The organism is Paenibacillus sp. Y280 (assembly GCF_056786335.1).
On the sequence record NZ_JBXCIW010000002.1, the window covers coordinates 319525 to 332944 of the forward strand.

General features: G+C 50.4%; 14 protein-coding genes. 2 read left to right on the plus strand and 12 right to left on the minus strand.

Annotated features, from left to right (window positions below):
• Nucleotides 1-155 precede the first annotated feature (155 nt).
• The 4 genes from AC1TPC_RS04245 to AC1TPC_RS04260 form a co-directional block, all read right to left on the minus strand.
• Nucleotides 156-668, minus strand: a complete 513-nt coding sequence (locus AC1TPC_RS04245) for a PadR family transcriptional regulator (protein ID WP_482065610.1) — start codon at nucleotides 666-668, stop codon at nucleotides 156-158.
• 18 nt (nucleotides 669-686) lie between these two features.
• Nucleotides 687-3209, minus strand: a complete 2523-nt coding sequence (locus AC1TPC_RS04250) for an ABC transporter permease (RefSeq protein WP_482065611.1) — start codon at nucleotides 3207-3209, stop codon at nucleotides 687-689.
• The gene (locus tag AC1TPC_RS04255; RefSeq protein WP_482065612.1) at nucleotides 3166-3897 is read right to left on the minus strand and encodes an ABC transporter ATP-binding protein; all 732 of its coding nucleotides are present in this window, start codon (nucleotides 3895-3897) and stop codon (nucleotides 3166-3168) included. The genes AC1TPC_RS04250 and AC1TPC_RS04255 overlap by 44 nt, the downstream gene beginning before the upstream one ends.
• Before the next feature lie 119 nt (nucleotides 3898-4016).
• Nucleotides 4017-5321 carry a DUF2515 domain-containing protein gene (locus AC1TPC_RS04260; RefSeq protein WP_482065613.1) on the minus strand — a complete coding sequence of 435 codons (1305 nt, stop codon included), beginning with the start codon at nucleotides 5319-5321 and terminating at the stop codon, nucleotides 4017-4019.
• A gap of 174 nt (nucleotides 5322-5495) precedes the next feature.
• Here AC1TPC_RS04260 and AC1TPC_RS04265 point away from each other — a divergent pair, with 174 nt between their 5' ends.
• Complete coding sequence (locus tag AC1TPC_RS04265; RefSeq protein WP_482065614.1) at nucleotides 5496-6191, plus strand: SOS response-associated peptidase; 696 nt, start codon at nucleotides 5496-5498, stop codon at nucleotides 6189-6191.
• A 61-nt stretch (nucleotides 6192-6252) separates the two neighbouring features.
• Here the strand turns inward: AC1TPC_RS04265 and AC1TPC_RS04270 are convergent, their stop codons facing one another.
• The 5 genes from AC1TPC_RS04270 to AC1TPC_RS04290 all read right to left on the minus strand — a co-directional run bounded on the left by AC1TPC_RS04270 (nucleotide 6253) and on the right by AC1TPC_RS04290 (nucleotide 11704).
• Complete coding sequence (locus AC1TPC_RS04270) at nucleotides 6253-6540, minus strand: stage VI sporulation protein F (RefSeq protein ID WP_053375644.1); 288 nt, start codon at nucleotides 6538-6540, stop codon at nucleotides 6253-6255.
• A gap of 70 nt (nucleotides 6541-6610) precedes the next feature.
• A complete protein-coding gene (gene recG / locus AC1TPC_RS04275; protein ID WP_482065665.1) occupies nucleotides 6611-8662 on the minus strand; it encodes an ATP-dependent DNA helicase RecG in 2052 nt (683 codons plus the stop codon).
• 7 nt (nucleotides 8663-8669) lie between these two features.
• Nucleotides 8670-9524 carry a DegV family protein gene (locus AC1TPC_RS04280; protein ID WP_482065615.1) on the minus strand — a complete coding sequence of 285 codons (855 nt, stop codon included), beginning with the start codon at nucleotides 9522-9524 and terminating at the stop codon, nucleotides 8670-8672.
• A gap of 33 nt (nucleotides 9525-9557) precedes the next feature.
• Nucleotides 9558-11288, minus strand: coding sequence for a DAK2 domain-containing protein (locus AC1TPC_RS04285; RefSeq protein ID WP_482065666.1), 1731 nt, complete (start codon nucleotides 11286-11288; stop codon nucleotides 9558-9560).
• 56 nt (nucleotides 11289-11344) lie between these two features.
• Nucleotides 11345-11704 carry an Asp23/Gls24 family envelope stress response protein gene (locus tag AC1TPC_RS04290; RefSeq protein WP_482065616.1) on the minus strand — a complete coding sequence of 120 codons (360 nt, stop codon included), beginning with the start codon at nucleotides 11702-11704 and terminating at the stop codon, nucleotides 11345-11347.
• A 293-nt stretch (nucleotides 11705-11997) separates the two neighbouring features.
• On the opposite strand from AC1TPC_RS04290, the gene rpmB reads away from it, so the two are divergent.
• The gene (rpmB, locus tag AC1TPC_RS04295; RefSeq protein WP_053375639.1) at nucleotides 11998-12186 is read left to right on the plus strand and encodes a 50S ribosomal protein L28; all 189 of its coding nucleotides are present in this window, start codon (nucleotides 11998-12000) and stop codon (nucleotides 12184-12186) included.
• Nucleotides 12187-12282: 96 nt separating this feature from the next.
• Here rpmB and spoVM read toward each other — a convergent pair whose 3' ends face one another.
• The 3 genes from spoVM to rpe all read right to left on the minus strand — a co-directional run bounded on the left by spoVM (nucleotide 12283) and on the right by rpe (nucleotide 13415).
• A complete protein-coding gene (gene spoVM / locus AC1TPC_RS04300; protein WP_010345573.1) occupies nucleotides 12283-12363 on the minus strand; it encodes a stage V sporulation protein SpoVM in 81 nt (26 codons plus the stop codon).
• A gap of 132 nt (nucleotides 12364-12495) precedes the next feature.
• On the minus strand, nucleotides 12496-12759 hold the full coding sequence (locus AC1TPC_RS04305) for a hypothetical protein (RefSeq protein WP_482065617.1): 264 nt from the start codon (nucleotides 12757-12759) through the stop codon (nucleotides 12496-12498).
• 11 nt (nucleotides 12760-12770) lie between these two features.
• Nucleotides 12771-13415 (minus strand): ribulose-phosphate 3-epimerase, encoded by a 645-nt coding sequence (gene rpe, locus AC1TPC_RS04310; protein WP_482065618.1) that lies wholly within the window; start codon nucleotides 13413-13415, stop codon nucleotides 12771-12773.
• Between the last annotated feature and the right edge of the window lie 5 nt (nucleotides 13416-13420).

Below are 13420 nucleotides of genomic sequence, written 5' to 3' on the forward strand. Positions count from 1 at the left end.
CGCGCAGAAAATCAAAAAGGCCACCAAAGTGACCTTTATCATGATAATTTAGAAATTTTATACAGAATGATAATTAACATTCTATCATCTCATTCGATAAGATGTATAGCCTGTTTTTTGTATATTTGTGTATTTAATTGTTCTTTGATGAATTTTCAAGGCTTGTCTGCAAGGAGGGACTCGACAAGCTCCAGCCATTTAATATCCGCTTCCAGATGGAGAAGGCTGCCCTCGAGCAGAAGCACCATGGCGGCATCGTGCTCCCTATCCATCTCATTTTTCAAATGTGTCATTTGAAGCACCGACATAAGCAGCAGCCGTCTCTGTCCATCAATCATCGGCTGTAGTTGCTCGAAATTGATTTGCTTGGCGCAAAGCAGCTTGAAATAAAACTCATCCTTGAACAAGGAACGCTCGACAGGCTGAAGCAGCCAATCAAGCAATTCCTTTGTCCCTTTAGCCGTAATTTTATATGGCTTCCGATCCTGCTCTTCCCCATCAACTGGCTCGACAAGCGAATCGCGAACAAGCCGTTCTATTGTCGTATAAATCTGGCCCGTGTTGAGCGGCCATTGCTTATGCACCATTTGTTCAAATTCGGTTTTTATTTCATAGCCATGCCGAGGCTTCTGATGCAAAAGCCCAAGTATCGCATGTTTGATAGACATAAGCCCCTCCGCCTTTATTTATTCATAACGCAGCGCTTCATTAAGTGGAATACGCGACGCCAATGCTGCAGGCAGCCACGATGAGAGTAGCGATAGCAATAGCCCAAATCCCGCTGTGAGCGTGATCGACTGCCACGGAATATAGAAGGTTAACGGAAATCCAGCAATCATCTGATTAGAAGACATCGCATAGGAGAGTGAAATCCCAAGCCCAATTGCCGTTACAATAGCACAAATGCCAACGATCATCCCTTCGCAAAGCACCATTTTGCGCACCTGCCAAGGCGTACTGGCTATCGCACGCATCGTACCGAATTCCCTCGTTCGTTCAAATACGTTCATCAGCAGCGTGTTTAATATACCTACACCCGAGACTAGCACGATCAACACGATCAATATATTCATCATCGTGAATGGAATAATAAGATCCTCCTTGCGGCTCTCCAAATACTCGTCTGCCATCCGTACGCCGGAGAGTCTCTCCCCAAACTGTACGACCATCTGACGCTTAATCGCTTCCTGCGAAGCATCCGGCTCAAGCAGCATAGACATGCTCATGCTATCTATAATATCAAACTCTACTTGCATATGCTCATCCGCTGCGAAGGCGATATTCCCATTCTCCCGTGTCGCATTTACGGCAGCAACCACTCGGAGTGTTTGGTTCCCCGTAGGAGTGTCTAGTGTTATACTGTCGCCAACCTGCCCGCCCCATGCCATATATATCGAATGGCCGAGGGCTATCGTATGCGGCTCTTGCAATAGCTTAACAACATCTGGAATGGAAGGCTTGCTTGAAGTAAACATCGGTATCGAATCGCTCGACTGCTCCTTGACACCGATTAGACTCATTTTCCTCGCAGCAGCCTTTCCTCTCCAAACAACCGAAGTTTCCTTAATCATGGAGACACCGGCAATGCCGTTAACCGCCATCGCTTCCTGCCTATCCTTCTCTGTCAGCGGGACGGCTGTATTCAGCACAATGTCGCCTCCTACCATATAGCGTACCGATTGCTCGACGCTCCGCTCCAAGGAATCGCGAAGAAAGCCCATCACCAGCAAGAACGCAAGACCGATACATAAAATGGCAGAGGCTAGAGACATTCGGCGAAGCTGTCTGGCAACGCCAGTGGAAGCAATCTGCCCTTCGAAACCGAACAGCAATCGAACCACCGGACGCAACAGCATCAGAATGATTCGCATCAAATAGGGAAATACGAGCAGCAAGCCTGCAAAGATAGGCAATATTCGCCATGATCCTGACAGCCATAAGCCGCTTCCGATAAGCGCTAGACCGATAGCAGCTCCCGCATACCCTCTTGCTCCCTCCCCTTCTGCGACCGATTGCCTTAGCGTATGGGATACATCTACCTTTGAAGCTTTATAGAGCGGAATCAATGCAGCAAGCAAAGAACCAATCAATCCAATCGCTGCTGCAAAACAGATAGATTGCCAGGAAATGGCGACAACCGCTTGACCTTGCTGCTCTACATCATCCAGCATTTGCATGAGTAAATCTGTCATGCCATAAGCTAGCAAGGTGCCCAGGACGATGCCGGCAGCCGTTCCCATAACAGCGAGCAGCAGCACCTCGCGCAGTACGATAGAGGCAACCTGCTCCGATGTGCAGCCGATCGTCTTCATAACGGCGAATTCACGCCGCCGTTCCACTACGCTCACATAAAGCGTGCTGAACAAAATCATCGCACTCATAAGCAGTCCAAGCCCGCCGAGCATATATAAGCTCGAGAAGATATCATCCAATCCGTACAGCACATCATTTTCATTCAAAATAATCGGGTCCAAATACGTATCCGGATACGCCTTCAGCAGCGCTTCCAGACGAGAAGCAGTCACCGTTTCTTGTCCTTCTGCAATTCGAAGCTGAACATCACGCACTTCGCCGCTCATGCCGGACCAAGCCTGAAGCAAATCAAGCGGGATGGCTGCATGCCACCGGCTCACTCGCAGCGAATCCCAGCTTGATGGAGATGGCAGCTCATCGTTGGTGCGTACAATGGCCGAAACCGCAATTTCACGTCTATTGCCCCCAACCTGAAAGGCAACAAGCTGACCGACGGAAGCATGCCATTTTTCCGCTGTATTGGTCGTTATAACAAGTCCGCGCTCCTTCAGGCTCCCATCCACAAGCTGCCAATCAAGCACTTCATTATCGAAGCTGCTATAGCCGTGCAGCACAGCCTTAATGTTCGGTTCCGGTTTATCAGTGACAACTTGCAAGGAGCTCAGCTCCAGCCTAACAGGCACAAATAAATGCGCTATCGCATGAAGAACGCCTTCTTCGCTCTCTAGCTCATTCTGAAAGGGATAAGCAAACGTGGAATCCGTACCTTTGATTTGCATATGCGACTTGGCGTTAAAAGAATTGACGAAATCGGCAACCGTTTGCTTAGTTGTCGCTACTGTGCTGGTTACAGCCAAAATAGCGGCTACGCCGATTGTGATTGCCAAAAAAGTAAACAGCGTTCTCAGCTTCTTACGAGTTAAGTTTCGCCACGAGATTTTCCAGGAATTGATCATTGCCCTTCGCCCCCATTCCTACCTCCTGAATAATTCGGCCGTCTTGCATCGTAATGATTCGGTCAGCAAAGCCGGCGGCATACATATCATGGGTGACCATCACAACGGTAAGCCTATCGTCACGATGGAGCTTCGCGAGCAACTGCAAAATTTCTAGTCCCCGTTTCCGATCAAGATTGCCAGTGGGCTCGTCCGCCAGGATCAACCTCGGCCTCAGTGAAAGCGCGCGCGCAATCGCCACCCGCTGCTGCTGGCCTCCGCTCAGCTTCGACGGGAACGACTTCCTCCACTCCTCCAGTCCAACCTGCCTCAGCAGCAGATTAACACGGCTTGCTGCTTCCGATTTGGACACGCCATCCGAATACAAAGGAAATGCTATATTTTCTTCTACAGTAAGAGTCGGCAGGAGCTGATAGTTTTGAAACACAAAACCAATTTTTCGTCTACGAAATAAGACGCGTTCCCTTTCGCTCAAGCTGCACAGATTAACATCATCCAGAATGACCTCACCCTGCGTAGGCTTGTCAAGTCCTCCAAGCAGTTGCAGCAGCGTACTCTTCCCCGAGCCGCTGGAGCCCATTATAGCGACAAATTCACCTTGATTAATTTGGAGATCGATGCCATGGAGCACCGTTTGGATTTGACCATCCGATGGATAGGACTTGATTATCTGCTTTGCTTGAATCAATTCTCTTCCCCCTAATAACTAAGAATAGATACTGAGTATATATACTCAGTATCTATCAGAGAATGGAGGTTGTCAATATTCAATTTTGTAAAAAGCTGTAAGAACCAGCTGAGGCAAACTCATTTGCCGCGCTGCATCGCAAGCACGGCCAGCTCGATCTTATTGAGCATAAGCCCGTATTCATTCGTAATTTCAAAGGAATGCGGCAGCGGCAGCTTCTCAAAATAAGGCGCGATATCGGCTGCCGACTTAAACCAATCGCCAAGCTCCGGCGGCTCCAGCGGCTGATCGCCCCACGCTCCGCCTAGCTCCGGACTATAGATCGGCTCTGCTCCAGGCTTTAGCCGCCCGCCAAGCAGTCGCTCCACATAGACGCGCTGCGGCGGCCTTTGACGAACGCGAGCGAACATATGCGGCGCATAATCCGCGCGCGAGCCGCTATGCTTGACCGCTCCTGCAAAGCATCTTGCACCATCATAGACACGCGGGATGCCAAACAGCATCGCATAGAGACGCTTGCCGAATTCAATTCGCTCCTGCAAATTTTCGAAGCTTTCCAGAATAAGGCCGGAGAGCCTAAGCACGTCAGCTTCATTTCCTTTTCCTTGCCCATTCCCATTCCCATTCCCATATGGAAATATAACGCCGTTCAACTGAAGAAGCGACTGCAGTCCAAAAAATAACGTATGAAGCACCTTTTCGCGGAAATACGGCTGCTGGACGACACGCTGCTCGATATAATGCTGCTCGTTTACAATTAACGCTATCGTCAGCGGCACCGCATCGCGGTCACGCCAAAACTGCTTCCAGACCGGCGCCATAAAAGCCGATACGCCAAATGCAGGCAGCAGATGGAATAAGCTTCTCCCCTCGCGCCTGCTCCATTCGTACAATAGCAGCTGCGGATATGCATCTTGAAAGATCAAGGCATTCGCCTGCTCCAAAAACCGGAACACCGCCTCCCGCTGCTCTGCCGTGAGCAGCAATGGGAGCCACTCCCCCTGCAAATCCGTCATGTTCCAGCCGCCATTGCGCGATACCATATGGGCTAGAAACGCCCAGTGCAGCTCAGGCGTGCGAAAATAGATGCTGCGATACGCCTCTGTTCGCGTCACATTATTGCGGTTGCCGACTGCCGTCTCCGAGCGGATTCGATCAATAAGCGCCAACTCCTCCATGCTCCAGCTTCCCGATGGCCCAGCCGCGGGCAAGACCATAGGCTTTGACCATGCGTACATCAGCTTCGCTACGGCGGCAGGCGACAATTGCAGCGGAATCGACTCTGCCATCATCGCATGCGAGGCGCTCATTGCGCCCCATTTGCCCAACGCGTAATCAAACGCTGCGCCGGGAAGCGCGAGCAGCTGCCGCAGCCAGTAGCCGAATGAACGGCGATATGTCCCTACTCCATTATTTTTGCCCATCGTCAGCGCTCCTTGTTCAACGTCATTGCCTATGTAGGAGATGATACAAAGCTGCATGCCTATATGAACCAGTATCTGCCACTGCGCCTCTTGTCATACCGTGTAAGCAACATATGCGCTTCTATTTCCCAAGATGTATAATAAGAGCATGCGAAAGGAAAGGAGCCAGGAGTCATGTGCGGAAGATATACGCTCACCGTCACGCTGGAGGAGTTAATGGTCAGATATATGATCGAGGAGACGATGGTTCCGTTTCACCGGCCAAAATATAACGTAGCTCCCAGCCAGCAGGTGCTGACGGTCATTAATGACGGGCACCACAACCGGCTCGGGGAGCTAAAATGGGGACTTGTGCCGCCATGGGCTGATGATCCAAAGATCGGCTTTCAGATGCTTAACGCGCGCTCAGAGACGGCAGCGAGCAAGCCTGCCTTCCAGAAGCCGCTGCGCCACAAGCGGTGCCTCGTCCCGGCAGACGGCTTCTATGAATGGAAAACGACGGCGAATGGCAAGCAGCCGATGCGCATCGTACTGAAGAGCCGCTCTATTTTCAGTATGGCAGGACTTTATGAGACATGGCTTTCGCCAGACGGAACCAAAATCAATAGCTGCACGATACTGACGACAACGCCGAACGAACTTGTTGCGCCGATCCACGACCGCATGCCGGTCATTTTGCGTCCAGAGGATGAGCAACTGTGGCTAAACCGCACGGTGACGGACGTTAGTGCGATCACGCCGCTCCTGAAGCCTTACTCGGCACAAGAACTTGAGGCCTATCCCGTTTCAACAGCAGTTGGGAGTGTCCGCAATGACGAGTCAATGTTAATCGAGCCCTGTAATGTGGACGAGCAGCTAGAGCTATGGTAAGCGGAAGCAAGAATGCTGCGACCCTGCTGCAAACCAAAAAAAAATCGCTGACCGTAAGCGGTCAGCGAAACATTCCCCACAGCTTCAACAAATGAAACGTGTTGTTGGGATCGATTTTTTGCCCCATAACGAAGGCTACGATTTGATCCTCCTGCGTATCCGTCAGCTGCTCCTGCAAAATAACGGCCGCTGCTTTCACAAGCTTCCTCACCTTTGGCCGGTCCTGCAAATCATACTTCGTCACATTTCCAAGCAGCTGCCTGATTTTGTCCTTCACGACAGGATTTTTCATTTTGTATTTAACGCGCTCGACCAGCTGCGGCCGAATTCCATAATTTTGGTAACTCACTGTCCTGACACCTCCATCCGGCAATCCAATCACATCGTTAAACTATATGCCGTATGGAGGAAATTATTGCCTAGTCCAGCTGTTCTCCCTGAAAAAATTGATCCTTCGCAAGCACGCTGCGCACTCTGGCAAAAGACTCATTCGTCCAAAAATCGTCTCGCTCCGTTAGCTCCGCGGCATCGTCCCTTGCAAGCTCAAGCACCTCGTAATCGGCTACCATATCCGCCAATCGGAACTCCGGAAGCCCGCTCTGCTTTGTGCCAAAGAAGTCGCCTGGGCCGCGAATTTCAAGATCGCGCCGCGATACCTCAAAGCCGTCATCCGTATCCGTCATAACCTTCATCCGCTCTTTACCGGTTTCCGATTTCGGATCGGCAACGAGAATACAATGCGATTGATGCTCGCCCCGGCCAACCCGGCCTCTAAGCTGATGCAGTTGAGACAAGCCAAATCGTTCAGCATCCATAATGATCATGAGCGTCGCATTCGGAACGTCGACACCAACCTCGACAACCGTCGTCGCGACAAGCACATGCGTCTCGTTCGCACCGAAAGCGCCCATTACCGTTTCCTTCTCGGCAGCAGAAAGCCGGCCATGCAGCAGGCCTACCCGCAAATCCGGAAACGATTGCTGCGTTTGCACGTACAGGTCAATTGCATTTTGCACATCGAGCTTCTCTGATTCTTCAATCAGCGGACAAATAATATACGCTTGACGCCCCTTGCTAACTTCTTTGCGAATAAAGCCAAGCACGCGCTCCATCATGCTGTGCTTCACCCAATACGACTTGATCGGCTTGCGTCCATGCGGCCGCTCGCGAATCGTCGATACATCCATATCTCCGAACGCCGTAATCGCCATCGTTCTTGGGATAGGCGTTGCCGTCATCGTGAGCACATCCGGATTCATTCCCTTGCGGCGCAGCACGCTCCGCTGGTTTACGCCGAAGCGATGCTGTTCATCGACAACAACGAGCCCCAGACTTCGAAAGAAAACATCCTCTTGGATAAGAGCATGCGTTCCGACTACGATATCGATGATTCCCATCTGAAGACCGGCAAGCACATCTCTCCGCTTCTTCTCCGTCAGGCTCCCCGTCAGCAACGCGACCTGGATGCCCAGTTCAGCAAACATTCTAGTTAGCGAGCGCATATGCTGATCCGCCAATATTTCAGTCGGCACCATTAGCGCGCCTTGATGGCCTGATTTGACCGCAACGTACAAAGCGATGGCTGCAACAACCGTTTTGCCGGAGCCAACATCGCCCTGCAGCAGACGATTCATGCAAGACGGCCTTCTCATATCCACGCAAATCTCATTAACGACCTTCTTCTGGGCATCGGTCAGCTCAAACGGAAGCGTAGCAGCGAACTTGCGTATCGTCTCGCTCTCAATCTGATGCGCAATGCCGTCATTGCGCTTGCGATTAAGCGCCCGATAGGCCTGCAGCTTCAGTTGAAAAAGAAACAGCTCTTCATACACAAGCCGATTGCGGGCTGCTTGTCCTTCCTTTGTATCATCCGGCAAATGAATGCGATGCACCGCATCGCGCCTTGCCATCAGATCATGCTGGCGAACCAGCTCATGCGGCAGCATCTCTTCAATCATCGATCCGTACTGCGTCAGCGCCTGACGAACCGTCTTACGCATCCACGGCTGCGTAATGCTTCCGCCGACCGAATAAACCGGCTGCAGCGTTCCTGACTTCGCTGCTCCGCCGCTTCCTGGAAATTCCGAGTCTGATATCGTCATTTGCAGCCGCTGCTGCTCCCATTTGCCCGTGAGCATAATTTCCCGTCCGATTACAAGCTGATCCTGCAGGAAATGACGATTGAACCATACGGCGGTAACCAGCCATTGTCCAACCTCCACCTTGCACGTCAGTCTCGACTTGCTCTTCCCGTAGCGCTGCAGGAGGGGAACGCCCCGAACATGACCCAGCACCGTGACCTTCTCGCCTTCCTTCACGTCGGTGAGCTCGCGAATGCGGTAATCCTCATACCGAAACGGAAAATAATCCAGCAAATCCGCAACTGTTCTCACGCCAAAGGCGTGAAGCTCCTCTTCCTTAGGAGCGCTCACGCCTTTGATTTGCCGAACAGAAATTTGGTCCAGCGTCATCATCCAATCACATCCTGTACATAAACACGGCCGATGCGCCAGGTCCCGTATGGGTGCCAACAACCGCGCCTATTGTCGTCCAGCCAATGGCTTGCACATTGAACTGGCTCTTCAGAAGCTCTAGCAGCTCCTCTGCCCCATCCTTGCGGAAAGAATAAGCCATTGTGAGACCAACCGGCTCATCGCCGTACGACTGCTTCAGCAGCTCGACGATACGCGCCATCGCCTTCTTTGAGCCGCGCACCTTATCTACCGCAAGCACAACGCCATCCTTGTCCAAGGACAGGATAGGCTTTATGTTTAGAATCGAACCAATTAGCGCGGAAGCTTTGCCAATCCTTCCGCCCTTCTGCAAATACTCGAGTGTATCGACGAGAAAATATAAATTCGTATCGCGCTCTAATTGCTCAATAGCCTCGATAATCCGTTCCTTCGATTCGCCTGCCTGTGCCATTTCAGCCGCTTTTATGACGCGCATCCCAAAGCCAAAGGAAGCTGATCTCGAGTCCAATACCGTAATATCCGACTCTCCACCCAGCATAGACTGCGCAATAACAGCCGATTGATACGTACCGCTGAGCGCCGCAGAGAGATGAAGCGAAATAATAGGCGACTCAGCGTCTTCCGCAAGCAGACGCTCGTATACGTCTGAGAATTCCATTGGCGATGGCTGCGATGTCGTCGGAAGCGCAGAAGAATGTGCCAGCTTCTCATAGAACTCCTCAGATGTAATCGTCACGGCATCTAGAAACGTTTCTTCACCGAAGAGTACTTTAAGAGGGACTACTGTGATTCCCAACCGTTCTCTAATTTCTTTTGGAACGTCCGACGTGCTATCCGTTACTATTCTGACCTTCCCCAACGTTACCCCTCCCAGCATTAAAACGATTGCAATTTACTCCAATGCAAAAACATAAGGATACAGCGGCTGTCCGCCCTTTTGCACTTCCAGCTCCAGTTCAGGATACTGCTCCAAGGTCCACTCGCATAGCGATGCCGTCTCTGCTGCATCAGCTTCCTCGCCTGTAAGAATCGTCAGCAAATCTCCGCCTGAGCTCAGCATGCTTGCAATAAGCGATTGGCAAGCCGCAAGCAGATCAGCATGAGACACGACAATCGTTTTTTCCTTGATCCCGATAAAATGGCCCGCGCGTATATCAACGCCTTCAATCGTCGTATCACGCACAGCCTTCGTTACTTGTCCAGATATCACCTGCTCCGCCGCGTTTTTCATCCATGCGCTATTCCGCTCAGCCGTTTCGTCTTCCTTGAAAGCGAGCACTGCCGCTAACCCCTGCGGTATCGTGCGTGTCGGAATGACTGTGACGCTGCGCTCGCTTAGCTCGGCTGCCTGCTCCGCCGCCAAAATAATATTTCCGTTATTCGGGAGAATATAAATATGCTCCGCGGACAAAGCCTCGATTGCTTTCACGAAATCCTCCGTGCTTGGATTCATCGTCTGCCCGCCGGACAATACCGTATCGACTTCATTTTCTAGAAAAATGTCCGTGATACCCTCGCCTAATGCAACGGCAATGATGCCAAATGGTGCCTTCTCGAACACTTGACCCGGCGGAATAACCTCTACGTCCTGCCCAGCGAGCAGCTCAGCCGCTGAAAAGTCTGCAACAGCAGAGTTGTCTTGCTCATGCTCCAGCAAATCACGATGCTGCTCACGCATGTTGAGGATATGAATATCCGTTAATTCACCGTAAGGAAGGGAAAGATTTAGCACGTCGCCAGGCTTGCGCGAGTGAACATGCACTTTAATAATATCGTCTTCCGTAATAACCAATATGGAGTCTCCATCTTTTCCAAGCGCTCGTTTGTAAGCGGATTCATCAAAAAACGCTCCTGTATGCCCGGCTAGCTTGCGATTGATAAAAAATTCCATATCATATAAAAACTCAATCGCTTCCGTTGATAAGCGTGATTGCGCCGATGACAGCTCTTGCTTACGGATGATTGGAGGAGCAGTGTTCGGCACTGCGACCTCTTCCGGAGGAGCCGCCTCTGAACCCATCGAATCTGAATCCAAATTGCCGTCTAGTTCCGAAAGGCTGCGTACGAAGCCTTCATAAATAAATACGAGGCCTTGTCCGCCGGAATCAACTACGCCTACCTGCTTTAACACAGGCAGTAAGTCAGGCGTGCGCTGCAAAGCTTCATGTGCCTTCTGATGCACCTCGCGCATCAATTCAACGACATCATTCGTTCTGCGGGCATATTGAACCGCATGCTTGGCAGCTTCCTTCGCAACCGTAAGAATCGTTCCTTCAACTGGCTTCACGACAGCTTTATAAGCGAGGTCAACACCGTATTGCAAAGCAGCGGCAAGCTGCACAGTTCCCGCCTCTTCAAGACCGGCAAGCGATCTGGAAAAGCCTCTGAACAACTGAGACAAAATAACGCCAGAGTTGCCCCTTGCGCCCATCAGCAGCCCCTTCGATAATGCTTCCGTCGCTTTTCCGATGCTGCTTGACGGCTTGCTGCGGAGTTCGCTAACACCAGAGGACATCGTTAAGTTCATGTTTGTTCCCGTGTCGCCATCCGGCACCGGGAACACATTTAATGCGTTAACGTGCTCTGCGTTGCGCTGTAAATAATCCGCGCCGAGCAGTGCCATTGCGGCAAAATCAGATCCGTTTATAAAGCGCTTACTCAACGAAATTTCCCTCCCTGTTACTTGAGTACCCTGACATCTTGCACAATTATATGGACTTCTTCCACTTGTAGACCGATTACGTCATTCAGCACATATTTCACCTTGGATTGAATGTTATGCGCTACTTCGGAAATTTTCGTTCCGTAGCTCACGATGATGTAGAGGTCAATATGCAGCTTTTCATTTTCGCGTCTAACTTCGACGCCGCGGGTCAAATTGTCCCGTCCGAGCAGCTCGGCAATTCCGTCCTTCAACTGTTTGCGGGAAGCCATTCCGACAAGTCCATAACAATCCATGGCAGCAGAGCCGGCAATAATGGCAATGCAATGGTCTGAGACATGTATGGAACCTAATTCGTTGCTTAGCTGCAGAGGCATGGCAATACACTCCCTTACTGTATATATTATGGACTACGTTCATTGTACTATAAACGGGACCTTTATAGAAGTCCGTTCAATAAATCCAGTATTTCTGCGTCATTTCTAGCTTTGAAAGCGATGTACAACCATGTTGTCCTTATATTTAGGTTGAACAGAATCAATGTTTATGATACGATATTCAAGTGTGTTTAAATGTTATTTCGCTTACGAATGAAGTTTTCCTCACGCATAACGAAGCCATTGTTAATGGAATCAGTTTTGCTCTAGCAAGACTTAAAGGAGGTGTAGTCATGTCCCGCAAATGTTTTCTTACAGGTAAAGCACCTGGTAAAGGTAACAACGTATCCCACGCAAACAACAAAACACGTCGTTCTTGGGGCGTAAACGTGCAAAAGGTTCGCATCTTGGTTGACGGTAAGCCAAAACGTGTTTATGTCAGCACTCGCGCACTGAAAGCTGGTAAAGTTACCCGCGTATAATGATGGCTTTGGCCATAGACAAAAGCACCTGAGCGCTCAGGTGCTTTTCTTTACTTTTCCACGATCACGGCCGAAGGGTGCCCTGCAGCATCTGACCTAATTTTTTTGGAAGGTATTCAAAATCGCCTTTACGAACCCGCCCAAAAATTTAGGCAGTTTGATTGTATAAAATTTCATGCCTCATCCCTCCTCAGACACGCTCATCGAATTAATCCGTGACAAAATTACTACGCTCATGTAACCATCCTATGCGTTATCAGTTCGTCCTATTCCATCGTGAGCTAGTGAAGAGAGGGAACGACATGCCCATTATTGTGCCGGATTATCTCTCAAAAAGATAATAGCAGCAGCAACAACAGCGATTAGCAAATAAAATATGATCGCAAGAACGAAGAATGCAATTCGCAGTCCGATCGTCTCATACCTCCGAAAGAAGCGTATGCCTATGTATAGGGCCAGCAACGAGAATAGATACCGATAAATTTCCGTCAACATCGAGAAAAGAGCCAGCATCAGACCTGCTAGAAAGGTGTAGCCGAGCAGCCAAAACGTTGTTTTCAACTTCTCGTTCATTGCGCCCGCCCCTAACGCAGTACCGCGATTGCCGCGGCAAGATCATTTTCTGCAAATACGGCATTCCCCGCAACTAGCACATTAGCACCAGCCTCGCGGATGACCGCTGCCGTCGACTTGTTAACGCCTCCGTCAACCTGGACATGCACCTCATCTAAGCCCTGCTCCTCCAGCATAGCGCGCAGCTGGCGCAGCTTCACCAGCGAATAAGGAATGAACTTTTGTCCACCGTATCCTGGATTTACCGTCATAATGAGGACAAGATCAAGATCATGCAAAATAGGCTCGAGCACGGAAACCGGCGTTGCTGGATTAATGGCTACGCCAACCGGAAGCCCCTTTTCTTTAATATAATGTACCGTTCTATGCAAATGCACGCACGCTTCGGCATGGATTGTAATGCGGTCAGCTCCAGCGGCTATATAGTCTGCTATAGAAAGCTCTGGACGCTCGATCATGAGATGAACATCAAATGGCAGCTTTGTCGCTGGACGAATGGCAGAAATGACAGGCGGTCCAAAGGTAAGATTGGGAACAAAATGTCCGTCCATCACGTCAATGTGAATCCAATCCGCTCCAGCCGCATCCACGGCCTTAATTTCTTCACCTAGTCTTGCAAAATCTGCTGATAATATGGAAGGCGCAATAATAGTCATTGTGT